The organism is Streptomyces sp. NBC_00820 (assembly GCF_036347055.1).
Lineage (GTDB): Bacteria > Actinomycetota > Actinomycetes > Streptomycetales > Streptomycetaceae > Streptomyces.
This window is the reverse complement of record NZ_CP108882.1, coordinates 6,181,447-6,204,443: the sequence shown is the minus strand read 5'-3', so window position 1 is coordinate 6,204,443 and position 22,997 is coordinate 6,181,447. Positions and strand designations below refer to the sequence as shown.

The 22,997-nt window shown below is 71.9% G+C and carries 18 protein-coding genes and 1 pseudogene; 7 read left to right on the top strand and 12 right to left on the bottom strand.

The features are described 5' to 3' along the window. Nucleotides 1-354 precede the first annotated feature (354 nt). Nucleotides 355-2,199, top strand: a complete 1,845-nt coding sequence (locus OIB37_RS27940) for a glycoside hydrolase family 76 protein (RefSeq protein ID WP_330460367.1) — start codon at nucleotides 355-357, stop codon at nucleotides 2,197-2,199. Nucleotides 2,200-2,213: 14 nt separating this feature from the next. On the opposite strand, the gene OIB37_RS27935 is transcribed toward OIB37_RS27940, so the two are convergent. The 5 genes from OIB37_RS27935 to OIB37_RS27915 form a co-directional block, all read right to left on the bottom strand. Continuing rightward, nucleotides 2,214-3,236 (bottom strand): ABC transporter permease, encoded by a 1,023-nt coding sequence (locus OIB37_RS27935; RefSeq protein ID WP_443058289.1) that lies wholly within the window; start codon nucleotides 3,234-3,236, stop codon nucleotides 2,214-2,216. A 140-nt stretch (nucleotides 3,237-3,376) separates the two neighbouring features. Further along, nucleotides 3,377-4,342 carry an ABC transporter permease gene (locus tag OIB37_RS27930; protein ID WP_330460366.1) on the bottom strand — a complete coding sequence of 322 codons (966 nt, stop codon included), beginning with the start codon at nucleotides 4,340-4,342 and terminating at the stop codon, nucleotides 3,377-3,379. Then, nucleotides 4,335-5,897, bottom strand: coding sequence for a sugar ABC transporter ATP-binding protein (locus tag OIB37_RS27925; protein ID WP_330460365.1), 1,563 nt, complete (start codon nucleotides 5,895-5,897; stop codon nucleotides 4,335-4,337). The genes OIB37_RS27930 and OIB37_RS27925 overlap by 8 nt, the downstream gene beginning before the upstream one ends. A 62-nt stretch (nucleotides 5,898-5,959) precedes the next feature. Further along, nucleotides 5,960-7,042: an ABC transporter substrate-binding protein gene (locus OIB37_RS27920; RefSeq protein WP_330460364.1), complete on the bottom strand. Its 1,083-nt coding sequence runs from the start codon at nucleotides 7,040-7,042 to the stop codon at nucleotides 5,960-5,962. 159 nt (nucleotides 7,043-7,201) lie between these two features. Further along, nucleotides 7,202-8,239 (bottom strand): LacI family DNA-binding transcriptional regulator, encoded by a 1,038-nt coding sequence (locus OIB37_RS27915; RefSeq protein WP_330460363.1) that lies wholly within the window; start codon nucleotides 8,237-8,239, stop codon nucleotides 7,202-7,204. A gap of 148 nt (nucleotides 8,240-8,387) precedes the next feature. Between OIB37_RS27915 and OIB37_RS27910 the strand changes: the two genes are divergently transcribed. Then, on the top strand, nucleotides 8,388-11,042 hold the full coding sequence (locus OIB37_RS27910) for a PA14 domain-containing protein (RefSeq protein WP_443058214.1): 2,655 nt from the start codon (nucleotides 8,388-8,390) through the stop codon (nucleotides 11,040-11,042). 101 nt (nucleotides 11,043-11,143) lie between these two features. Beyond that, the gene (locus tag OIB37_RS27905; RefSeq protein ID WP_330460362.1) at nucleotides 11,144-13,561 is read left to right on the top strand and encodes a beta-L-arabinofuranosidase domain-containing protein; all 2,418 of its coding nucleotides are present in this window, start codon (nucleotides 11,144-11,146) and stop codon (nucleotides 13,559-13,561) included. 87 nt (nucleotides 13,562-13,648) lie between these two features. Here OIB37_RS27905 and OIB37_RS27900 read toward each other — a convergent pair whose 3' ends face one another. The 4 genes and pseudogenes from OIB37_RS27900 to OIB37_RS27885 all read right to left on the bottom strand — a co-directional run bounded on the left by OIB37_RS27900 (nucleotide 13,649) and on the right by OIB37_RS27885 (nucleotide 17,076). Then, complete coding sequence (locus OIB37_RS27900; protein ID WP_330460361.1) at nucleotides 13,649-14,818, bottom strand: alpha-lytic protease prodomain-containing protein; 1,170 nt, start codon at nucleotides 14,816-14,818, stop codon at nucleotides 13,649-13,651. 204 nt (nucleotides 14,819-15,022) lie between these two features. Next, complete coding sequence (locus OIB37_RS27895) at nucleotides 15,023-15,898, bottom strand: hypothetical protein (protein WP_330460360.1); 876 nt, start codon at nucleotides 15,896-15,898, stop codon at nucleotides 15,023-15,025. 59 nt (nucleotides 15,899-15,957) lie between these two features. Next, nucleotides 15,958-16,095 (bottom strand): annotated as a pseudogene (locus OIB37_RS36350) (hypothetical protein); the annotation flags it as partial. A gap of 189 nt (nucleotides 16,096-16,284) precedes the next feature. After that, a complete protein-coding gene (locus OIB37_RS27885) occupies nucleotides 16,285-17,076 on the bottom strand; it encodes a galactose oxidase early set domain-containing protein (RefSeq protein ID WP_330460358.1) in 792 nt (263 codons plus the stop codon). Between the two features lie 243 nt (nucleotides 17,077-17,319). On the opposite strand from OIB37_RS27885, the gene OIB37_RS27880 reads away from it, so the two are divergent. Further along, on the top strand, nucleotides 17,320-17,730 hold the full coding sequence (locus OIB37_RS27880; protein WP_330460357.1) for a hypothetical protein: 411 nt from the start codon (nucleotides 17,320-17,322) through the stop codon (nucleotides 17,728-17,730). A gap of 177 nt (nucleotides 17,731-17,907) precedes the next feature. Here OIB37_RS27880 and OIB37_RS27875 read toward each other — a convergent pair whose 3' ends face one another. Continuing rightward, entirely contained in the window at nucleotides 17,908-18,342 is a 435-nt protein-coding gene (locus OIB37_RS27875) for a DUF6299 family protein (RefSeq protein ID WP_330460356.1), read from the bottom strand. 232 nt (nucleotides 18,343-18,574) lie between these two features. Here OIB37_RS27875 and OIB37_RS27870 point away from each other — a divergent pair, with 232 nt between their 5' ends. After that, nucleotides 18,575-18,769, top strand: a complete 195-nt coding sequence (locus OIB37_RS27870) for a DUF5999 family protein (RefSeq protein ID WP_330460355.1) — start codon at nucleotides 18,575-18,577, stop codon at nucleotides 18,767-18,769. Between the two features lie 74 nt (nucleotides 18,770-18,843). On the opposite strand, the gene OIB37_RS27865 is transcribed toward OIB37_RS27870, so the two are convergent. Then, nucleotides 18,844-19,242 (bottom strand): RidA family protein, encoded by a 399-nt coding sequence (locus OIB37_RS27865; protein ID WP_330460354.1) that lies wholly within the window; start codon nucleotides 19,240-19,242, stop codon nucleotides 18,844-18,846. Continuing rightward, nucleotides 19,239-20,375, bottom strand: a complete 1,137-nt coding sequence (locus OIB37_RS27860; protein ID WP_330460353.1) for an acyl-CoA dehydrogenase family protein — start codon at nucleotides 20,373-20,375, stop codon at nucleotides 19,239-19,241. The genes OIB37_RS27865 and OIB37_RS27860 overlap by 4 nt, the downstream gene beginning before the upstream one ends. Nucleotides 20,376-20,558: 183 nt before the next feature. Between OIB37_RS27860 and OIB37_RS27855 the strand changes: the two genes are divergently transcribed. Together OIB37_RS27855 and OIB37_RS27850 are read left to right on the top strand one after the other, a co-directional pair. Then, a complete protein-coding gene (locus tag OIB37_RS27855) occupies nucleotides 20,559-22,151 on the top strand; it encodes an AMP-binding protein (protein WP_330460352.1) in 1,593 nt (530 codons plus the stop codon). Nucleotides 22,152-22,182: 31 nt separating this feature from the next. Next, nucleotides 22,183-22,995 carry a PaaX family transcriptional regulator gene (locus OIB37_RS27850; protein ID WP_330460351.1) on the top strand — a complete coding sequence of 271 codons (813 nt, stop codon included), beginning with the start codon at nucleotides 22,183-22,185 and terminating at the stop codon, nucleotides 22,993-22,995. Nucleotides 22,996-22,997: the final 2 nt, after the last annotated feature.

Here is a 22,997-nt window from a genome sequence, read left to right as displayed (position 1 = left end):
CAATTGTCCCCGCTGCGGCAGAAGTCTCACCGCTCCGCCGGCCGAGCGGGTCGGGACCGCCGGCTTCCCGGCGGAGGTGACGTACGAGACCGACCCCTTGTGCGGCGCCCGCTGGCACGTGTGGGACAGGACGTCCCCGCTGCGCCGCCTGGCCCGCCCTTACGTGGACGGCGTGGACTGAGGGCGCGCGTGCGGGGGGGCGGTATCCCTTGGCCGGGACACCGCCCCCCCCTCAGCGCGGGTCCGGGCCATGGTGCGCGCGAGGTCTGGACAAAGCCCCACCCCAGTGCTGTCGTGCACATGACTGAAACTTCCAACGTGGGAAACGTGTACCGACCCCGGGACGGATACGCCATGTCGGTTCGGACGCATCGCATTCTCGGCACACTCCTCGCCGTCGCCCTCGCCCTGGCCGGCCTGCTGGCGCTGCCCGCCCCCGCGCACGCCGCGACGACCGTGTGCGCGCTCTCCTGCGACACGCTCGATCCGTCGAAGGCGCGACAGGAGACCTTCCCCCTGCCCGACCGGAACATCAACGGCCGCGTCCTGCGCCTGCACGTCTCCGAGCCGGACGACATGGCCTGGGCGAGCGTCGACAACGGCGTGCAGGGCGACTCGGTGTGGCTGGACCGGTCCTGGGACCGGGGTGCCACCTGGGAAGGGCTGCTGGGGAAGGCGAGCATCCCGGGTGCGTGGACCGGGACGCGCACCCTGATGTACAACGTCACCGATCCGGTGGGACACCGGCGAGGCTGGATACGGGCCTGCGGGGACGCGGCCGCGGTCGGCTGCACCGACTGGTTCCGCCCGCAGGTGTGCGACGGGTCCTCCTGCGACGGCGCCGCCCCGGGCACCGCGGCGGAGGACGACCGGCCGGTGCCGGCGACGACCCTGTTCGGGCGGACCGTCAGCCTGCACATGGACCAGAAGAACGGCATGGCGTGGGGCGTCGTCGAGAACGGCGGCGCGGGCGACGAGATCTGGCTCGACCGGTCCTGGGACGAGGGCGCGAGCTGGTCCGAGGGCTCCTCGCTGGGGCGTACCTCCGTGCCGTCCGGGGCGGTCTCGGCACGCACGGCCATGTTCGCCACCCGGGATCCGAGAGGCCTCCTGTACGGCGGTGCGGTGCGCGCCTGTGGCCGCGAGGCCGCCCATCAGCAGGGGAGCTGCACGGCATGGGCCCGGCCGGCGCCGACCCGGGCGCGGGCCGCGGCGGATGCGCTGGTGGCGTCGTACCAGGTCAATGAGGGCTGGTGGCGCAGCAGTTGGTGGAACTCGGCGGTCGCGCTGACCGCGCTCGTCGACTTCGGGCAGCGCACCGGGCGGCACGACTACGACTGGGTCGTCGCGCGCACCTTCGAGCAGAACGACGGCGTCTTCCCGGCGGGCGCCCGCAGTTCGGACCCGGTGGAGGGGCATTTCGTCAGCCGCGCGATCGACGACGCGGGGTGGTGGGCGGTCGCCTGGGTGGCGGCGTACGACTCCACGCACGAACAGCGGTATCTGAACGAGGCGGTCACCATCACGAGCTACATCCAGCAGTACTGGGACACGGGCAGCTGCGGCGGCGGTGTGTGGTGGGACCGGGAGCGCACGTACAAGAACGCCGTGACCAACGGGCTGTACCTGTGGCTCACCACCGCGCTGCACCAGCGGGTGGCCGGCGACAGCGTGTGGGGTGCGCGGGCGACGACGGCCGCGAACTGGTACCTGAACAGCGGGTTGATCAACTCCTCGGGACTGGTCAACGACGGCCTGACCTCGGGCTGCGCCAACAACGGTCAGACCGTGTGGAGTTACAACCAGGGGCTGGCCATCGGCGCGTTCACGGAGCTGTGGCGTTCGACCGGCCAGAGCCGGTATCTGGACACCGCCGAGCGGCTGGCCGATGCCGCGGTCTCGTCACCGCAGCTGACGCGCGACGGAGTCCTCACCGAGTCATGCGACACCGGCAGCGGCTCGTGCGACGACAACCAGAAGCAGTTCAAGGGCGTCTTCGTACGGCATCTCGCCGACCTCGCGGACGCCACCGGTTCGTCGGCCTACCGCGCCTACCTCACCCGGCAGGCCGACTCGGTCTGGGGCACCGACCGTGACGCCCTCAACCGGCTCGGCGAGCGGTGGGCGGGGAGCGGACCGAACGTGACCGACTGGCGCACCCAGGCGAGCGCACTGGAGGCGCTGACCGCCGCGGGGTAGGCCGACCCCGCCCCTCAGCCCGCCCTGCGCCTGCGCCCCAGCCACGTCTGCGCGACGACGACCAGGACCAGGAACGCCCCGCTGACCACCTGCTGGTAGGCCGAGTCGAGGGAGCCGATCTGGTTGATGACGTTCTGGATGACCTTCAGGAGGAGGACGCCGACGAGGGAGCCGCTGACGTAACCGAGGCCGCCGGTGAGGAGGGTGCCGCCGATGACGACGGCGGCGATGGCGTCGAGTTCCATGCCGTAGCCGAGGATCGTGACGCCGGAGGCGAGATAGGCGGCGTTCAGGGCTCCGGCGAGGCCCGCGAGGAGGCCGGAGAGGGTGTAGACGGTGATCTTCGTACGGGCCACGGGGGCGCCCATGAGACCGGCCGCCTGCTCGTTGCCGCCGACGGCGTACACCCGCTGGCCGAAGCGGGTACGGCGCAGCAGGACGGCACCGGCCAGGAAGAGAACGGCCGTGATCCATACGGGGGTTCCGACGCCGAGGAGCTTTCCCTGGCCGAGGGTCGCGAAGAAGGAGTCCTTGCCGACGAGGTAGGTGTTCGCGCCCTCGTCGGTGAGGGCGAGCATGAGGCCGCGGGCGGCGAGCATCGAGGCGAGGGTGACGATGAAGGGCGCCAGGCCGGTGCGGGCCACGAGCAGACCGTTGACCAGGCCGATGAGGGCGCACACCGCCAGGGGCAGCAGCAGGGCGACCAGGGTGCCGTACTGCGAGCCCCAGGCCGCCAGGACGCCACCGAGGGCGAAGACGGAGCCGACGGACAGGTCGATTCCGCCGCAGACGATGACGAAGGTCATGCCGAGGGCGACGGTGGCGACGAAGGCGGAGGAGACCGCGATGTTGCCCAGGTTGTCGGTCGTGGCGAAGGAGTCGAAGGACAGGGAGGCCACGACGGCGAGGATCGCCAGGGCCACCAGGGCGCCGTGCTGCTGCGCGAGAGCGGTCAGCCGGTCCCCGCGCCAGGGAGTGCCGCCCGCGACCGGCGCGGCCTGCGGGGCGGTCGTGACGTGCTCCTTCGTACCGGTCACCACTCGCCCCGCTCCCTTCGTACCGGCCTCCGCGTGCCCGTCGCCGTTCGCACCGGTCACCGCGTGCCCTTCGCCCGCCGTACCGGCCGCTGCCTGAGCGCCGCCATCGGTCACCGCCTGCCCCTCACCCGCCGTACCGCTCACCGCTTCCCCCTCTCCCGTGCCGCGTACACCGCGAGCACGATCACCACGGCCTGGGCGATCTGCGTCCACGACGAGGGCAGATCGTGCTTGATGAGGGTGGCCGTCAGCAGCTGGATGAGGACGGCTCCGGCCACCGTTCCGCCGATCCGCACCCGGCCGCCGCTCAGCGGGGTGCCGCCGACCACCACGGCGGTGATGGCGGACAGTTCCATGAGGTTGCCCAGCGAGCTGGGGTCGCTGGCCTGCAGCCGGGCCGTCGCGAGGAAGCCGGCGATCGCGGCGAGGACGCCGGAGCAGACGTAGACGACGATCAGGACCCGGCGGACCGGGAGGCCGGCGAGCTGGGCGGCGGGGCGGCTGTCGCCGATGGCGAGCAGCTGGCGGCCGAAGGTCGTACGGCGCACGACGAAGCCGGTGATCAGTGCCAGTGCCGCGGCGATGAGCGCCAGGTAGGGGACGCCCGCCACGTCGCCGGAGCCGAGCGAGCTCATGGCCGGGTCGCGGACGTCCTTGAGCTGGGGCAGCAGGACCAGGGCGATGCCGCGCCCGCCCACCATGAGCGCGAGGGTGGCGACGATGGGCTGCACGCCGACGACGGCGATGAGCGAGCCGCCCGCGAGTCCGACGACCGCGCCGCCGGCCATGGCGACGAGGAGGGCGAGCCAGGGGCCGTAGCCGAGGTAGAGGGAGACCAGGGAGGTGGACAGGGCCATCACGGCCCCGACGGACAGGTCGATGCCCTCCGTGCCGATGGCCAGGGCCATGCCGAGGGCGACGATCAGGACCGGGGAGACCTGGACGGCCTGGGTACGGAAGTTCTCGCCGGAGACGAAGTGGTCGGTGAACAGCACGTTGAACAGCAGCAGGACGCCGAGGCCCAGGTAGACGCCGTAGCGCTGGAGCCACGCCACGAGGGCGTGACGGTCGGCGAACATGCTTTTGTCGAGGGCGAGTTCAGTCATTCGAAGCCACCTCCTCGGCGGCTGCCGCGATGGTCTCCATCAGCCGGCCCTCCGTGACGTCGTCGCCGGTCAGCTCGCCCACGACGGCTCCGTCCCGGAGCACCACCACACGGTCGGAGCCTTCGATCAGTTCCTCCACGTCGGAGGAGATCAGCAGGACGCCGAGGCCGTCCTCGGCGAGTTCGTCGATGAGTTTCTGCACCTCGGCCTTGGCCCCGACGTCGATGCCGCGGGTGGGTTCGTCGAGGAGGAGGACCTTGGGCTGCATGGCCAGCCAGCGGGCGAGCAGCACCTTCTGCTGGTTGCCGCCGGAGAGTTCGCCGACCTTCTGGTGCGGGCCGGCGGCCTTGATGCGCAGCCGTTTCATGAAGGTGTCGACGACGGCGTCGATACGGGCCTCGGAGACCAGGCCGAAGCGGGACATGCGGGGCAGTGCGGCCAGGGCGATGTTCTCCCGGACGGACAGGCCCGGCACGATCCCCTCGGACTTGCGGTCCTCGGGCAGCAGGCTGATCCCGGCGCGGATCGCGGCCGGGGTGGATCCGGTGCGCACGGGGGTCCCCGCGACGGTCACCCGGCCGGCGCCGAGCTGGAGCGCGCCGGCGATGGCCTTGGCCGTCTCGGTGCGCCCCGAGCCCAGCAGTCCGCCGAGGCCCACGACCTCGCCGGGGCGGATGTCCAGGGAGACGTCGTGCAGCAGCCGCTGTTTCGTCAAGTGCTCGGCGCTCAGCACCGGTTGGCCGCCCGCGTCGTGCGTACCGGTGAACTTGGTGACGCCCTCGGCGCTGACCTCGCTCGCCTCCCGGCCCAGCATGAGGGAGACCAGTTGCAGGCGTCCGGTCTCGGCCAGCGGGCCGGTGTGCACCAGCCGTCCGTCGCGCAGCACGGTGACCGTGTCGCAGATGGCGTACAGCTCGTCCATGCGGTGACTGACGTACAGGACGGCGATGCCCTGTTCGCGCAGCCGGCGGATGACGCCGAAGAGGGTGTCCACCTCGCGCGGTTCGAGGGAGGAGGTGGGTTCGTCCATGACGACCACGCGGGCCTCGACGGAGACGGCCCGGGCTAGGGCGACCATCTGCTGTGCTCCGACGCCGAGTTCGCGCAGTGGCCGGCGTACGTCGACGTGGACGCCGTACTCCCCCATCGTCCGCTCGGCCTCGCGGTGCATACGGGCGAAGTCGATCAGGCCGAGGCGGGTGCGCGGCTCACGGCCGAGGAAGAGGTTGCGGGCCACGCTCATCAGGGGGATGAGGTTGACCTCCTGGTAGATCGTGGAGATCCCGGCGTCCTGGGCGGCGAGCGGGGTGGGGAAGGAGGCCCGCTCGCCCCGGTGGCGCAGTTCGCCCTCGTCGGGGCGGTAGACGCCGGTGAGAACCTTGATCAGGGTGGACTTGCCGGCGCCGTTCTCGCCGACGAGCGCGTGTGTCTCACCGGCGCGGAGGGCGAACGTCACCCCGTCCAGGGCCAGTACGCCGGGGAAGCGCTTGGTCAGGCCGCGGACGGCGAGGACTTCGTCGGGGGGTGCGGTCACGGCTGCTCTCCATGGAGTCATGGGTGACGTGCCTGCTCGGGGGCCGTGCCGGCCGTGGGCCGGCCGGCCCCGTGCGACCAGGGTCAGTACGCCTTGTCCAGGTCGGCCTTGGCGTTGGCGGTCGTGTACTGGCTGTCCTGGATGACGATGTCCTCGCCCACGGGCTTGCCCTGCGTGAAGGAGTCGAGGGTGGCGAAGGCGAGCGGCCCGAAGCGCGGGTTGGACTCGATGACCGCGCTGATCCAGCCGTCGGCGATGCCCTGGACGGCGTTGCGGGTGCCGTCGATGGTGACGATCTTGACGTCGCCGGGCTTCTTGCCCGCGCCCTTGAGGGCGTTGACGGCGCCGAGGCCCATCTCGTCGTTCTCGGCGTAGACCGCCTTGATGCCGGGCTTGGACTGGATGAGCTGTTCGGTGACGGACTGGCCCTTCTCGCGGGTGAACTCGCCGGTCTGCTTGAACACGACCTTGAGGCCCGGGGCCTTGGCCTTGACGCGGTCCTCGAAGCCCTTGGTCCGCTCGGTGGTGACGTTGTTGCCGGCCGCGCCGAGGAGGATGGCGATCTCGCCCTTGCCGCCGGTCGCCTCGATCAGCTGGTCGGCGGCGCGCTCGCCCTGTTTCACGAAGTCGGAGCCGATGAAGCTGACGTAGTCCTTGCAGGCGGTGGCGTTGATCTGCCGGTCGATGGTGATGATGGGGATCTTCTTGGCGGCGGCGCTCTGGAGCACCGGGTCCCAGCCGTCGGAGTTCAGCGGGGCGATGACGAGCAGCTTGGCGCCTCGCGCGATGAGGTCCTGGACGTCGCTGATCTGCTTGGAGAACTGCGACTGGGCGTTGGCGGTGAGGAGCTTGACGCCGCGCTTGGCCGCCTCGGCCTTGATGGACGCGGTCTCGGCGATGCGGAAGGGGTTGGCCTCCTTCTCGGACTGCGAGAAGCCGACGACGGTGTTCTTCAGGTCCAGCTTGTCGGCGCCGTAGTCGCCGATCGCGCAGGTCTTGCCGTCGCCGCCCGAGGCGACCTGCTGGCCTCCGCCGTCACTCGCGGCGCTGGACTTGTCGGAGGCGTCGCCGTCCTCGGACTTCGTGCAGCCGGCGATCAGCGCCAGGCTCGCGGCGAGGCCGACGGCGAGGATGTTCCTGGTGGTGCTGCGGGAGTGCGGCTTCATGCGGATTACCCCACTTCGGGACTGCGGAAGGCCGGTCCGGCGGTGACCAGATCAGGATGCTTTTTACATCGTTGGAAGTGTCGTGTAAACACCTCACGCACGAGGGCACCGGCTGACCGGTACCCCCAACTCCTGCTTCATCAGGCGCATTTGTGCGGGTCAGCGGGACAACGGGCGCCGTCCGAGGGTGCTCTCCCGTTCCACGAGCGTGAATCCGGGCTGGAGTTCACACGACGGCCGCGGTGTCTCGTGGTTCTGTTCGCCCTTGAGCCGGCCGACCACGGACTCGACGGCCAGCCGGGCGATGGCCACCTTGTCCGGGGACACGGTGGTCAGCGTGACCGCGCCGTAGCGCGACTCGGTGATGTCGTCGAAGCCGACCACGGCGACGTCCTCGGGGATGCGCAGCCCCCGCTCGAACATCACCCGCATCGCCCCGAGTGCGATCAGGTCGTTGTAGGCGAACACACCGTCCGGCCGCTGCCCGGAGTCCAGCAGTTCGGCCATGGCGCGCGCCCCGTCCTCGTGGCCCCAGCCCCGGGTGGCGGCCACCAGTCCCTCGTCCACGACCAGTCCGGCGGCCGCCAACTCCGCCTGCCAGCCGATGAATCGCAGATGGGCGGGCTGGTGCGAGCGGTCGTGCCGGGCGCCCAGGAAGGCGATGCGGCGCCGGCCCAGCCCGAGCAGGTGGCGTACGGCGGCACGCGCGGCGGCGATGTTGTCGATCACGATGTGGTCGTAGGGCAGGTCGTAGCGGCGCTCCCCGAGCAGTACCAGCGGCATGTCGTCCCCGCGGGCGGCGAGGTCCTCGGTCTCCAGCTCCAGCGGGCTGAGGATGAGCCCGTCCATGACCCGGGCCCTGAACCCCTGGCAGACCAGGATCTCCCGCTCGCGCAGCCCCTGGGTGTGGTCGAGCAGGACGGTGTACTCGTGCTGGGCGGCCGCGTCGATGACGGCGCCCGCCAGTTCCGCGAAGTAGGAGTTGCCCAGCTCGGGCACGGCCAGGCCGATGATCCCGGTGCGGCCCTTGCGCAGGTGCCGGGCGGTCAGGTTGGGGCGGTAGCCCAGTTCGTCGATGGCCTGCTGCACGCGGGCCCGCATCCCCGGTGTGACGTGCGGATAGTCGTTGACCACGTTGGAGACGGTCTTCACCGAGACCCCCGCGCGTTCGGCGACGTCCTTCAGACTCACCCGCATCTCAGTCCTCCCACGCCTCGTGTCAGACACCTGGACAGAGCGCAGGAGGCGTGTTGTCATGCCAACTGCCCTTGTTTCCAACGTTATACAAGATGACCTGAAGCACGGGCAGAGCACGCACCCGCAACTCCGTGTCCCGGAGGTTCTCGTGCATCGACCGTTCCCCCGTCCCGGAAAGCCCGCGAGCCGCCGCCTCACCCGCGCGCTCACCGCTTTCACCGCCCTCACCGCCCTGGTGCTCGTCCTCGCCGGCGTGGCCGGACCGGGCGCCGCCCCCGCCGCCGCGGACGGCACACCGGCCACGACCCACGGCCTGAAGGGCGACTACTACACCCAATCCGCCCCCGGAGCCTTCGACTTCGCCGACCTCAAGGCGACCGCCTTCGACCCCTCGCTGGACTTCGCCGACCTGGAACCGCGCCTGAAGGCCCGGGCCGGCCGGCAGGACGACGTCAGCGTGCGCTGGACCGGCAGACTCACGCCCACCGCCACGGGCGCGCACACCTTCTCGATCACCGGCGACAACGGCTTCCGCCTGTGGATCGACGGCAGGATCGTCATCGACCACTGGGTGGACGACTGGGACCGCGAGCAGACCTCCGCTCCCGTCACCCTGGAGGCCGGCCGCGCCTACGACATCAAGGTCGAGTACTTCGAGCACTACGGCGGATCCAACCTGCACGTGCGCTGGACGCCGCCCGGCGGCACCAAGCAGGCGATCCCCCAGTCCGCCTTCACACTGCCGGACGGTTTCACCTACAACGGCCCCCAGGACGCGGCGATCCAGCCCGACGGAAAGACGCTCGTGCTGGACTTCGCCCAGCCGCTCGCCGCTGTCCCGGCCGGCTTCGACGGGCACCTCGACATCGATGTCGGCGGCTCGGCGTGGCCGCGCGGCACCGCGCACCTGGACGCCTCCGACCCGCACAAGCTGGTGGTCCCGCTCAGCGAACCGGTCGTCGGCGGCCACGGCGGCTACGCCGACCTGCGCTACGACGGCTCGGGCGGCCTGACCGGCGCCGACGGCACCGCCGTCAGCGACTTCTGGAGCACCGGCACCAACAACTCGGCGTACGAGCTGCGCACCCCGTGGGCCGACCAGGTCAGTGCCAAGAACGCCCATCCCGAGTACCCACGGCCGCAGTTGACCCGCGAGAACTGGAAGAACCTCAACGGGACCTGGCAGTTCGCGGGCGCGGCGGCGGGCGAACAGCCGCCGACGGGCCGGAACCTCGCCGAGCGGATCCTCGTCCCCTACCCGGTCGAGTCCCAGCTGTCCGGCATCGAGCGGCACGAGGACCGCATGTGGTACCGGCGCACCTTCACCGTGCCCGCCGACTGGCGCGTCCACGGCAACCAGCGGCTCCAGCTCAACTTCGACGCCGTCGACTGGCAGACCGCGGTCTACGTCAACGGCCGCAAGGTCGGTGAGCACAAGGGCGGTTACGACCGCTTCAGCCTCGACGTGACCGACGCGCTGAAGAAGTCCGGGAAGCAGGAGCTGATCGTCGGCGTGTACGACCCGACCGACGCGGCCGGCAGCGAGAACCCGCCCGTCGGCAAGCAGCGCCTCGACCCGAGCGGCATCTGGTACACCCCCACCTCCGGTATCTGGCAGACGGTGTGGATGGAGCCGGTCGCCCGCGACCACGCCGAGGACGTGAAGACCACGCCCGACCTGGCGGACCGCTCGGTGTCCGTCACCGCGCGCGGGGTGCGGGACGGCCTGCCGGTCACGGCGGTCGCCTACGACGGCAGGCGCGAGGTGGGCCGGGCCCGGGGCACCACCGGTTCCGCGCTGAAGGTGCCGGTGCCGCACCCGCACGCCTGGACGCCCGACGACCCGCACCTGTACAAGCTGAAGGTGACGGTCGGCAAGGGCTCCGGAGCCGACCGGGTGGGCAGCTACTTCGGGATGCGGTCCATCGAGGTGAAGACGGTCGGCGGCAAGCAGCGCACGCTGCTCAACGGCAAGCCGGTCTTCATGATGGCCACGCTCGACCAGGGCTTCTGGCCCGACGGGCTGTACACCGCCCCCACCGACCAGGCGCTCGCCTACGACCTGAAGGTGCACAAGCGGCTGGGCTACAACTCCGTGCGCAAGCACATCAAGGTCGAGCCCGACCGCTGGTACTACTGGGCGGACAAGCTCGGTCTGCTGGTCTGGCAGGACATGCCGGCCATGAACACGGTCAACCCCTCGGCGACGGCCCGTACCGAGTACGAGCACGAGCTGAAGGAGATGATCCTCCAGCACGACAGCCATCCCTCGGTGGTCATGTGGGTCACCTTCAACGAGGGCTGGGGCCAGTACGACCAGGCCAGGATCGCCGACTACGCCAAGTCGCTCGACCCCACGCGCCTGGAGAACAACATGAGCGGCCTGAACTGCTGCGGCGCGGTGGACGGCGGCAACGGCGACATCGCCGACGCCCACGGCTACCCGAGTCCGCAACTGCCCAGGCCGGACGGCAGGCGGGCCCTGGTCAGCGGCGAGTACGGCGGACTCGGCCTGGGCGTGCCCGGACACGCCTTCCCGGTCCAGATGACCTATGTGGGCGTCACCCCCGACACCTACACCGACGTCTACCTGGACCGCCTGGAGGAGGTCGGGCAACTGGCGGCCTGCCAGGGCGGCAACGGCGCGGTCTACACCCAGATCAGCGACGTGGAAGGCGAGTTGAACGGGCTGATGACCTACGACCGCAAGGTCCTCAAGCCCGACGCCGACCGTCTGCGCGCCGCTCACCGGGCCCTGATCAAGGGCGCCGAGGACGGCACGCTCGTGTGCGCCACCGCCTGAGCCGCACCCCGGCTCTCCCCGCATGCGTGGCCCGCCCCTCCAGGGGACGGGGCGGGCCGCGCGTCCCCCCTGCCGGACTCCCTCCCCCCCAGGAGCATCCGATGTCCCTCGACAGACGCCACTTCCTGACCGGCGGCGCCCTGGCGATCAGCGCCACGGCGCTGGCCGGCCGTCTCGCGCCGGCGGCCGCCGCGGCGGACGGCCCTTCCCGCCGGACCGGTGCGGCCGTCCGCGCTCTCGCCCCCACGGCGTTCACCCGGCTGCGGCCGGGCAGCATCACCCCGCGCGGCTGGCTCGCCGGACAGCTCCGGCTCCAGCTGAACGGACTGTTCGGACGCTACGAACAGCGCTCCCACTTCCTCGACTTCACCACCACCGGCTGGGTCCACCCCGAGAACCCCGGCTGGGAGGAGCTGCCGTACTGGCTGCGCGGCTACGTGCCCCTCGCCGTCGCCACCCGCGACCAGAACGCACTCGCGAACGCCCGCCGCTGGATCGACGCGGTCCTCGTCACCCAGCAGGGCGACGGCTTCTTCGGCCCCCGGGCCCTGCGCACCTCGCTGGACGGCGGCCCCGACTTCTGGCCGTTCCTGCCGCTGCTGATGGCGCTGCGCACCTGGGAGGAGTACACCGGCGACCAGCGGATCGTGCCCTTCCTGACCCGCTTCCTGACCTTCATGAACGCCCAGGGCAAGGGAGCCTTCGACCACAGCTGGATCTCCTACCGCTGGGGCGACGGCCTGGACGTCGCGCTGTGGCTGTACGGCCGTACCGGTGACGCGTTCCTGCTGGACCTGGCCGACAAGATGCACTCCTGGGGGGCCGACTGGACCAACACCGTCCCGAGCCCGCACAACGTCAACATCGCGCAGGGCTTCCGCGAGCCCGCCCAGTACGCGCTGCGCTCGGGCTCGGCGGCCCTGACCACCGCCGCCTACCGTCACTACGACCAAGTGATGGGCGAGTTCGGCCAGTTCCCGGGCGGCGGGTTCGCCGGGGACGAGAACTACCGGCCCGGCTTCGGCGATCCCCGGCAGGGGTTCGAGACCTGCGGGATCGTGGAGTTCATGGCCAGCCACGAGCTGCTGACCCGCGTCACCGGTGACCCGCTGTGGGCGGACCGCTGCGAGGAACTGGCCTTCAACCTGCTGCCCGCCGCCCTCGACCCGCAGGGCAAGGCGCTGCACTACGTCACCAGCGCCAACAGCGTCGACCTCGACAACAACGTGAAGTCACAGGGGCAGTTCCAGAACGGCTTCGCCATGCAGTCGTTCCAGCCCGGCGTCGACCAGTACCGCTGCTGCCCCCACAACTACGGCATGGGCTGGCCCTACTTCAGCGAGGAGCTGTGGCTCGGCACGCCCGACCAGGGCCTGGCCGCCGCCCTGTACGCCCCCTGCCAGGTGACGGCCACCGTCGCCGGCGGCACCCGGGTCACGATCACCGAGGAGACCGACTATCCCTTCGACGACACCGTCCGCCTCACCGTGTCGCCCGCCAAGACCGTGCGCTTCCCGCTGCGGCTGCGCGTCCCGGGCTGGTGCGAGGCTCCCGCGCTGACCGTCAACGGCCTTACGGTCGCGGCGAAGGCGGGGCCCGCCTTCGTGACCGTCGACCGTGTGTGGGCGGACGGCGACACCGTCACCCTGCGCCTGCCGCAGCGCACCACCGTGCGCACCTGGTCCGCCGGCCACGCCGCGGTCAGTGTCCGGCGCGGCCCGCTGACGTACGCGCTGCGGATCGGCGAGAACTACGTCCGTTACGCGGGCAGCGACGACTTCCCCGAGTACGAGGTGCACGCCACGACCCCGTGGAACTACGGCCTGCTGCTCGGCAGCACACCCGAGTTCGCCCGCACCGGGGGTCCGCTCGCGGCCGACCCCTTCACACAGGACGGCACGCCGGTGCGCATGACGGCACAGGCACGCCGTATCCCGGAGTGGATCGCGGACGACGAGCACGTGGTCACTCCGCTCCAGCAGAGCCCGGCGCGCTCCGACTCCCCCACCGAGAGCGTCACGCTCATCCCGATGGGCGCCGCCCGGCTGCGGATCAGCAGCTTCCCGACCGTCTCGTCCGACGGCCGCCAGTGGACGCCGGAGCCGCCGTTCCGGCGCGTGGTGAACAGGCACAGCGGCAAGGTGCTGGCGGTCGACGGCATGTCGACGGCCAACAGCGCGCGGGTGGTGCAGTTCGACAACACCCCGACCGGTGACCACGCCTGGCAGCTGCTCGACCGGGGCGACGGCTGGTTCCTCGTCCGCAACGGCCACAGCGGCAAGGTGCTGGGCGTCGACGGCATGTCGACGGCCGACAGCGCGATCGTCGTGCAGTTCGAGGACAACGGGACCGACGACCACCTGTGGCGGCGGCTGGACAACGGCGACGGCTGGTTCCGTCTGCAGAACAAGAACAGCGGCAAGGTCCTCGGCGTGGACAGGATGTCCACCGCGAACAGCGCGCAGGTCGTGCAGTTCGCGGACAACGGCACCGACGACCACCTGTGGCAGCTGCTGTAGGCGGACGTGCGTGACCGTGGCACCAAGGGGTCCCGCCGTCGTCCGGCGGGACCCCTCGCGGTGGACGGGATCAGGCGGTGTCCGGGATCAGGCGGTGTGCAGGGTGAGGCCGTAGCGGTTGAGGATCTCGTTGACCGGCTGGAACCAGGTCTCGCCGCCGCTGGTGCAGTTGCCCCAGCCGCCGGAGGTGACGCCCTGGGCCTGGTCGCCGCTGATGAAGGAGCCGCCGGAGTCGCCGGGTTCGGCGCACACGTTGGTGTGGGTCACCTCGTGGACGGCGCCCTGGCTGTAGTTGACGGTCTCGTTGAGGGCCAGGACGGTGCCGCAGTGCCAGTGGGAGGTCGATCCCGACCGGCAGATGGAGGAGCCGGGGGGTGCCACGGCCGAGCCCCGCACGAGCTGGTCGGAGACGGTGCCCCAGCCGAGCACGACCGGTACGGTCCACCAGCCGCTGCCGACGTTGACCCAGGCGTAGTCGTTGTCCGGGAAGGAGGAGCCCTGGAAGTTGCCCACGTAGGAGTGGTCCCAGCCGTAGACGGCCGCCGAGGGCTGGCCGCAGTGACCGGCGGTGACGAAGCCGCCGTACACCGAGAAGCCTATGGAGCAGCGGACGTTGCCGGTGTAGTAGGGGTCGCCGCCGACCGTGCCCGCTGCGAGGGTGCCCGCGGCCTTGGCGACGGTCCTGACGGTGACGGGAGCCGTCTCGCGGGCCCGGGTCAGAAAGCGCCGGACATCGTTGTCGGAACTCCGGCCGCGTACGACGTCCACGACGACCGCGCCGGTCGCCGGATCGGCGTGCCAGGCGGTCACGCCGGTGGGCGCCTTGAGCCGGTCGACGCGGGCCTTGGCCGCGTCGAGCTGCCGGGCGGTGTGGCGGACGGTGCGGAGTTCGGCGCCCGCGGCCCGCAGGCTCTGGCGCGTGGCCGTGGAGGCGTCCTCGGTGACGGCCACGGTGAGCCGGCCGCTGCGCGCGTCGAACCAGGAGCCGCCGTACGCGTCCCCGGCGGTCTTGCGCGCCTTCGGGGCGAGCGCGGTGGCGGCCCGTTCGGCCTTGAGGCGTGCCTCCGCCTGGTTCCGGGTGAGGCCGAAGTCGCGCCGCATGGCGGCCAGCAGGCCGTCGGAGGCGGGCGCGTCCGCCGCCGTCGTGTGCGGGGTGGGGGCGGGGTTCGCCGACGCGGGGAGGGTGCCGGCGGCGGTGAGGCCGCCGAGGGTGAGGAGTGCGGCCAGGCCGACGCGGACGAGTGTGGTGCGTCTCATGGGGGTTGCCCTTCGTCGTTCCATCTGGGTGGGGGTGGAACAGCCGATGTCTGAGAGCGCTCTCAAGCGTGCGGGGCAGATCCTAGCCGAGGCGGCAAGTCAGGTCCATGCCAATGGAGCCACCGAAAAAGGCCGGGCGTCCGGCACCATGTGTCACCGCAAGTGCCGTACGCCCGGCCTGAGTCGGGTCTCGCCGCCGGTCGGTCAGCCGCGGCGGAACCACGGCGTGTTCGGGCGGGACTCGCGGACCAGGGTGTCGGGATGGCCCGGTCCGTCCGCGACCGAGATCACCCGGTACCGCCGGTCGTCGTGGAAGACCCGCACCAAGGTCTGCCCGTTCACGCGGTACTTCTGCGGGACGAACAGGAAGTCCTCCACTTCCCCGACGCCCTGCAGGGAGGCCCACTTGGTGAGGTCGCGGTCGGTGCGCTCCAGGATGTCGGTGTGCATGCCGCCGTCGGCGACGGAGATCAGCCGGTAGCGCTGCCCCTGCGGGGTGGTGTGGAAGAGCCAGTACTGCGTCGTGCCATCGACCCGGCGCTGGTCGGGCACCGGCAGCACCGCGTCGACGTGGGTCACGCCGCCGAGGGAGTTCCAGCGGGACAGCGGCTGGTCGCCGCCGACGCGCCGGCTGGTGTGGCGGGCGTCGTGGGCGATGTCGATCCGGCGGTAGACCTGGGTGCCGTCGATCGTGTGGAACAGCCAGTAGCCGCTCTCGCCGTTGACGCCCTGCTCGTCCGGCACGGGCAGGATCACGTCGACCCGTTCGACGCCCTCCAGCGCTGGCCAGGAGGACAGCTCGGCGTCCTGCGGGTGGACGATCACGATCCCGGCACGGGAGGCCGCCTCCGTCTGCCGGGCGAGTTCGGCCTTGAGGTCGTCCTTGTCGTCGGCCGCGAGGGTCAGCACCGCGTGGACGACGGGCCGGTGGTCCGCGCCGGAGATCCAGTGCTTCTGGTGGTTGGGGCCGGTGTCGCCGAACGCCTCGGAACGCAGGGCCGACCCCTGCACGAACGCCTCGATCGTGCCTCCCGTGGGCACCTCGCCGAAGACCGTCTCCCGGCCCGTGAGGAACTGCACCCCCGGTGGGTGAGGCTCAGCCCGAGCCAGGTGGCCTTGAGACTCTTCGGATCGTCACCCATGGAGTTCCTGCGGGCCTCGTTGAACTTGGCGTTGAACGCGGCGACCTGCCGGGTGGTGGCGATGCTCGGAACCAGCCCCGCCAGCCAGTTACGGGCGGCCGTCATGTCGCCGAACTGGAGGAGGAGCAGGGTCATGTGGTCCTTCTTGAACCCGGCGAGAACGTCGCCCTGGATCTCGGTGCTGTCGCGCAGCGGCATGGCGTTGCCATGTGACTCCCTTGCTGGATGGGGACGGTCGGGGACGGACCGTCCCGGGCGGCGCGTGGGCGACGCCGCCCGGGACTCTTCTTCCGGCGGCAGGGGAAGCGGGAGGGTCCGGTCCGGTCAGGAACCGGGGCGCAGCTGAACCCACTTGGCGACGCTGGGCACGCCGCGCGAGTCGAGCAGGAACAGCAGGTAGTAGCCGGGCGGGGCGTCCTTGGCGGACGCCGGGGTCTGCAGGACCAGTTTGTTGCCGGCCCGGCTGGTGATGGGCAGTTCGATGCGGCGCTGACTGGTGTCCACCGAGTGGGTGGAGGTGATGGGCGCCATCAGGACGGCCTTCTCGGCCAGTTCGGGTGTGCCGGTGCTGACCCGCAGGCTCGTGCCGTAGCCGACGGAGCCGTTCGTGACACCGGTCAGCATGGGCCGCGCACCGCCCTGGTGCAGGTACGGCGACTCGTAGATCTCGATGGTGCCGTTCAGCCCGGACTTGATGTCGGGGTTGTTGGCGATCTCCTGGAGTTCGTCGCCGGTGACCATGATGCGGCCGTCGGGCAGCAGGAAGGCGTTGGAGTGGTAGCCGCGCGGCAGCCGCTCGTGCGGGCCGGGGCGCCAGGCGCCGTCTGTGCCGCGGATCTCGGTCTGCCGGTACTTCTCGTCGGCGTTGGGGTTGTAGCCGACGCGGTCCCGGGCGAGCCGTTCGGCGCGGGGCCGGCCGAAGGCCTCGACCTCGTCGGCGCGCACCTCGTCCCGGAGCTGGTCGCGGGTGATGCGTACGCCGCCCGGGGCGGAACCGGCGGCGGACGCCGGGGAGGGGGCGAGCAGGGCGGGTGCGGTGACGGACAGGACAAGCGCGGCGCGGCCGGCCGCGAGCGTCCACCTCCCCTTGTGGGCGAGGATCCCTCTGCGGGACATGGAACTCCTCGTGAGAGCACGGGGCGCCGTGGGCGGCACGGAGCAGCACGGGAGGCGACCACGTAGAGTGACGGAACGCCCACACTTAATCACACACCATAGCGATCCCGTGTCGCCAGCTCGAAAGATTGACCGTTTTACCCCGATGGGCGGTAACGCTGCGTGTCCATCGAAGCGGGGTGCCGGTCGGCGGCTCCAATGGTCGGACTCTGTCCCCTCCCTCCCGTCGCGAGGAGTCCCGCCATGCCGGGAACACGCCTGTCACGCCTGCCCCTCGCCGCCTGCGCGGCCGCCACGGCGCTGCTCTGCTCCGCCGCGCCCGCCGCCGCGGACCCGCCGCAGCCCCCGATGCACATGTCCGGCGCCCTCCTCGTGGGCGGCGCCGACGGCCGCCGGCACGAGCTGGACTGTCCCGCGATGCAGCATGTGGAGAGCGGCGGTTACACGCTCTCCGCGGGGTCCGGGCGGCGGCTCGGCAAGGAAGCGGCCGACCTGATCGAGAGCCGCCCGAACGACCTCGCCAGCGGCTGGATCATCGCCGTCCGCAAGCCGCAGGTCTGGCACACCACCCAGGGCAAGGAGCGCCCGGCCGGAGCGGCCGACCTGCGCATTCACCTGGTGTGCACGGACGACACGATGTCCCACGGGGCGTAGGCCCGCGGCGGTCCGGGCGGGTTCCGGGGGCGTGGTTCCCCTCGCCCCCGGGGGAGTTGGGGCCACGCCTCGTCGCGGGGCCCGGGCGGGTCGCTTCTTCGGCGGCCCCGGCACCGGGTGTCTCGCACGCCGAGGGGCCCGGCGCACGTCCGTGTGCCGGGCCCCTCGCGTCGGGCGTCACTGCTGGACGAGGGTGATGTCCTGTTCCTGGGCCGCGTGGAAGACGGGCAGCGGGACGATGCCCGAGGACCGCAGCTCCATGAGGGTGGACTCCACGTGGGCAGCGCCCGACTTGAGGGCCTCGGACGTGACCTTGCCGGTGTTCTCCCACCGGTGATCGACGCCGTCGCACAGGGCGGCGCTGCCGCCGATGCCGTACTTGACGCGGGCGTCGGCCTGGCTGAGCGAGGAGGTGACGAACACGGGCCCGCTGCCGGCGAAGCAGCGGTAGGTGCCGGAGAGCGTCACGGTGCCGTCGACGGAGATCGGGGCGGTCGGGTCGGCCGTGACCGTCTCCGTAGGGGCGGAGAGGGCGGTGGCGGCCGGCGCGGCGACGGCGCAGAGCAGTGCGGCGGCGCCGAACGCGGCGGCGAGGACGGGGCGTACGGGCATGGGACACCTTCCGGTTCCATGGAGTGGGGCTTCCACTGGTACCGGGCGGCCGTGCCGTCGCGTGTGATCGTCACTCCATCGGGGGCGCGTCATCGAGCCGTCCGCGAGGTGTCCGCATGTTGTCACACTTGACCGCCGGGCGTTCCGGGGCGTTGGCGCGTGGGGCATCTTCTGGACATGGCCGCGCGGCGACCGAGCCACCGGCCCCTCGCATCCGATGTGGAGGTGCGCCATGTGTTCTCACCAGTCCTCGTGCCGCGCGGCGGACAGCGGCGCCGCACACTCCGTCGCCGCCCACCCCGAGCAAGGCTGGACCCTGCTGTGCGACGGATCGATCGTCTTCGACGACACCGGCGAACTGCGCCCCGACGGCCGCGTGGTGCAGCCGCGCCGGATCCCCGCCGACCGACTGGCCGCGGCCGCTTAGGGTTCCGGCGCGAACGTCTCGGCCTGGGCGCGAACGGGTCGGCTACGGCTCCCGCTACCGCGCGAACGTCTCGGCTACGGCAGCACCGCGAACCCGTCCAGCTCCACCAGCGCCTGTTCGTCCCAGAGTCGTACGACCTCCACGACCGCCATCGCCGGATAGTCCCGGCCCGCCAGCTCCCGCCAGATCCGGCCCAGTTGGCGGGCGTGAGCGCGGTAGGCGGCGACGTCGGTGGCGTAGACGGTGACACGGGCGAGGTCGGCCGGGGTGCCGCCGGCCGCGCGGAGGGCGGTGAGGAGGTTGGTGAGCGCCTTCTCGAACTGCTCGGGGAGCGTGGCGCCGGTGACCTTGCCGTCGGTGTCGAGGGCGGTCTGCCCGGCCAGGAACACCACGCGGGAGCCGGCCGCGACGACGGCGTGGGAGAACCCGGCGGGCGGGGACAGCTCGGGCGGGTTGACGCGCTCGGTCGTCACCGGGTCTCCCCCTCACGGGTCATGGCGTACAACTCCTTGGCGATGATGCCCCGTTGGACCTCGCTGGCGCCCTCGTAGATCCGGGGCGCGCGCACCTCGCGGTAGAGGTGCTCCAGGAGGTGGCCGCGGCGCAGTGCGCGGGCGCCGTGCAACTGGACGGCGGTGTCGACGACGTACTGCGCGGTCTCGGTGGCGAGCAGCTTGGCCATCGCGGCGCGCCGGGGGACGTCGGCGGCGCCCCGGTCGTACGCCGCCGCGGCCGCGTACACCATCAGCCGGGCCGCCTCCGTGCGCAGGGCCATCTCGGCGACCTGGTGGGAGACCGCCTGGAGGTCGCTCAGCGTGCCGCCGAACGCCTCCCGGGCACGGGTGTGGTCGAGGGTGGCGTCGAGTGCCGCCTGGGCCATGCCGACGGCGAAGGCGCCGACGCTGGGCCGGAAGAGGTTGAGGGTGCCCATGGCGACGGCGAAGCCCCGGTCGACGTCGCCGAGTACGTCGTCCGGGGTGACGGGCACGGCGTCGAAGGCGAGGGCGCCGATGGGGTGCGGCGAGATCATCTCCAGGGCGGTGCCGGTGAGTCCGGGCCGGTCGGCGGGGACCAGGAAGGCGGTCACCCCGCGGGCTTTGGCGCCGGGCGTGGTGCGGGCGAAGACGGTGTAGAAGTCGGCCTCGGGGGCGTTGGAGATCCAGCACTTGGCGCCGGTGAGCCGCCAGCCGCCCTCACCGTCGGGGTCGGCGGCGAGGGCGAGGGCCGCGGCGTCCGAACCGGCTCCCGGCTCGCTCAGCGCGAACGCGGCCACCGCGCTGCCGTCGGCGACCCGGGGCAGCCAGCGCTCCCGCTGGGCCGCGGTGCCGTGGGCGTACACCGGACGGGCTCCCAGGCCCTGGAGGGCGAGCGCGGTCTCGGCCTCGGTACAGGCTTGGGCGAGGGACTCCCGCATCAGGCACAGGTCGAGCGCGCCGGAGGTGAACAGCCTCGCGAGGAGCCCGAGTTCACCGAGCCCGGCGAGGAGCGGACGGTTGACGCGGCCCGGTTCGCCCTTGTCGGCGAGCGGGCGCAGCCGGTCGGCGGCCTGCGCGCGCAGCTCGGCACACCAGGCGGTCTGTTCCGGTTCGAGTGAGAATGCGAGCACTGCCGGTCCTCTCTCCGGGGCGGCGCGCCGCCGTCGCGGCCGGCACCGCGGGGCACCTCCCCCGACGTTATCGCGCACAGTTGACTGCCGTCACCAACACGATACGCTCGATGCGAGCCCAGGACGCCCGAGCCCACGAGGACGCCCGTCTCGACGCTTGTCACGGCAAGGGGGCGCACCGCCATGCACGACTCGGCCCACGTCGACACCTTCGCGCGCGACCACCTCCCGCCGCGGGAGGAGTGGCCCGAGCTGTGCTTCGACCTGCCGGAGCTGGCCTACCCCGGACGGCTGAACTGCGCCGCCGAACTCCTCGGCCACACCGACCCCGCACGCCCCGTCTTCCGCACCCCGGACGGCCCCGTCTGGACGTACGGCGACCTGCGCGCCCGCGTCGACCGCATCGCCCATGTCCTCACCGGCGCCCTGGGTGTGGTCCCGGGCAACCGGGTGCTGCTGCGCGGCCCCACCACGCCCTGGCTCGCGGCCTGCTGGCTGGCGGTGCTGAAGGCGGGCGCGGTCGCGGTCACCGTGCTGGCCCAGCAGCGCCCGCACGAACTCGCGACCATCTGCGAGATCGCCCGGGTGCGGCACGCGCTGTGCGACGTCCGGTCCGTGGACGACCTCGCGAAGGCGGAGGTGCCCGGCCTGCGCGTCACGACGTACGGCGGTGACGGCCCGGACGACCTGCTGCGCCGCCCGGCGCCCGGCACGCCGTTCGAGGCCGTCGACACGGCGGCCGACGACGTGGCCCTGATCGCGTTCACCTCCGGCACCACGGGTCGCCCGAAAGGGTGCATGCACGTCCACCGGGATGTGCTGGCCGTCGCCGACACCTTCTCCGCACATGTGCTGCGCCCCCATGTGGACGATGTCTTCACCGGCAGTCCGCCGCTCGGGTTCACCTTCGGCCTGGGCGGTCTGGTGATCTTCCCGATGCGGGCCGGCGCCAGCTCCCTGCTGCTGGAACAGGCCGGCCCCCGGCAGTTGCTGCCCGCGATCGCCGAGCACCGGGTGTCGGTTCTGTTCACCGCGCCGACCGCGTACCGCGCGATGCTCGGCGCGCTGGACGGCCACGACGTGTCGTCGCTGCGCCGCTGCGTGTCGGCCGGCGAGAACCTGCCCGCGGCCACCTGGCACGCCTGGCACGAGCGGACCGGGGTGCGCATCATCAACGGCATCGGCGCCACCGAGCTGCTGCACATCTTCATCTCCGCGGCCGACGAACGGATCAGACCCGGCGCCACGGGCGTCCCCGTGCCGGGCTGGCAGGCGCGCGTGCAGGACGCGGACGGCACGCCCCTGCCCGACGGCGAGCCGGGCCTGCTGGCCGTCCGCGGCCCGGTCGGCTGCCGCTACCTCGCCGACCCCCGGCAGCGGGAGTACGTGCGCGGCGGCTGGAACGTCACCGGGGACACCTACGTCCGCGACGGCGACGGCTACTTCCGCTATGTGGCCCGCGCCGACGACATGATCGTCTCGGCCGGGTACAACATCGCCGGGCCCGAGGTGGAGGACGCGCTGCTGCGCCACCCGGACGTGGTCGAGACGGCGGTGGTCGGCCGCCCCGACGAGGCACGCGGCCAGGTGACGGTGGCCTACACCGTGCTGCGCGAGGGGGCCAGGCGCGACCCCGAGGCGCTGCGCGCGTTCCTCACCGCCGAGCTGGCTCCGTACAAGTGCCCGCGGGTGTTCGTCTTCGTGGACGCGCTGCCGCGCACGGCCACCGGAAAGCTCCAGCGGTTCCGCCTGCGCACCGACGGTGACCAGCGATGATGGTGATCAGCAGTGATGCCGAAGACCTAAAATGATCAACGTGTCCGAGCAGCACGCCCCCAGGTCCCTCATCGTCACGCTCTACGGAGCGTACGGCCGCTTCATGCCCGGCCCGGTGCCCGTCGCCGAGCTGATCCGGCTGCTGGCCGCGGTCGGCGTGGACGCCCCGAGTGTGCGCTCCTCGGTGTCCCGGCTCAAACGCCGCGGCCTGCTGCTGCCCGGCCGTACGGCGCAGGGCGCGGCAGGGTACGAACTCTCGGCCGAGGCACGCCAGTTGCTGGACGACGGCGACCTCCGCATCTACGCCACCGCGCCCCCGCGGGACGAGGGCTGGGTGCTCGCGGTGTTCTCCGTGCCCGAGTCGGAGCGGCAGAAGCGGCACGTGCTGCGCTCCCGGCTGTCCGGCCTGGGCTTCGGCACGGCTGCGCCGGGGGTGTGGATCGCCCCGGCCCGGCTGTACGAGGAGACCCGGCACACGCTCAGCCGACTGCGTCTTGAGGCGTACGTCGACTTCTTCCGGGGTGACCACCTCGGCTTCGCCCCGACACCCGACGCCGTCACCCGCTGGTGGGACCTCGCGGCGATCGCCAAGGAGCACGAGCGCTTCCTGGACACGCACGCCCCGGTCCTGCACGCCTGGGAGCAGCGCCCGGACACCCCGCCCGAGGAGGCGTACCGCGACTACCTCCTCGCCCTGGACTCCTGGCGCCACCTGCCCTACACCGACCCCGGCCTGCCCACCCCGCTGCTCCCCGCCGACTGGCCGGGGTTCCGCTCGGCGCGGGTCTTCCGGGGGCTGCACGAGCGACTGCGGGACGCGGGGGCGGAGTTCGCCGGGGTGTGAGG

Coding starts and splice junctions, on each gene's coding strand:
- OIB37_RS27875 (WP_330460356.1), bottom strand. CDS start 18,342: ATGCCCGTACGCCCCGTCCTCGCCGCCGCGTTCGGCGCCGCCGCACTG.
- OIB37_RS27915 (WP_330460363.1), bottom strand. CDS start 8,239: ATGCGGGTGAGTCTGAAGGACGTCGCCGAACGCGCGGGGGTCTCGGTG.
- OIB37_RS27870 (WP_330460355.1), top strand. CDS start 18,575: ATGTGTTCTCACCAGTCCTCGTGCCGCGCGGCGGACAGCGGCGCCGCA.
- OIB37_RS27925 (WP_330460365.1), bottom strand. CDS start 5,897: ATGACTCCATGGAGAGCAGCCGTGACCGCACCCCCCGACGAAGTCCTC.
- OIB37_RS27855 (WP_330460352.1), top strand. CDS start 20,559: ATGCACGACTCGGCCCACGTCGACACCTTCGCGCGCGACCACCTCCCG.
- OIB37_RS27905 (WP_330460362.1), top strand. CDS start 11,144: ATGTCCCTCGACAGACGCCACTTCCTGACCGGCGGCGCCCTGGCGATC.
- OIB37_RS27930 (WP_330460366.1), bottom strand. CDS start 4,342: ATGACTGAACTCGCCCTCGACAAAAGCATGTTCGCCGACCGTCACGCC.
- OIB37_RS27940 (WP_330460367.1), top strand. CDS start 355: ATGTCGGTTCGGACGCATCGCATTCTCGGCACACTCCTCGCCGTCGCC.
- OIB37_RS27880 (WP_330460357.1), top strand. CDS start 17,320: ATGCCGGGAACACGCCTGTCACGCCTGCCCCTCGCCGCCTGCGCGGCC.
- OIB37_RS27850 (WP_330460351.1), top strand. CDS start 22,183: ATGATCAACGTGTCCGAGCAGCACGCCCCCAGGTCCCTCATCGTCACG.
- OIB37_RS27900 (WP_330460361.1), bottom strand. CDS start 14,818: ATGAGACGCACCACACTCGTCCGCGTCGGCCTGGCCGCACTCCTCACC.
- OIB37_RS27885 (WP_330460358.1), bottom strand. CDS start 17,076: ATGTCCCGCAGAGGGATCCTCGCCCACAAGGGGAGGTGGACGCTCGCG.
- OIB37_RS27920 (WP_330460364.1), bottom strand. CDS start 7,042: ATGAAGCCGCACTCCCGCAGCACCACCAGGAACATCCTCGCCGTCGGC.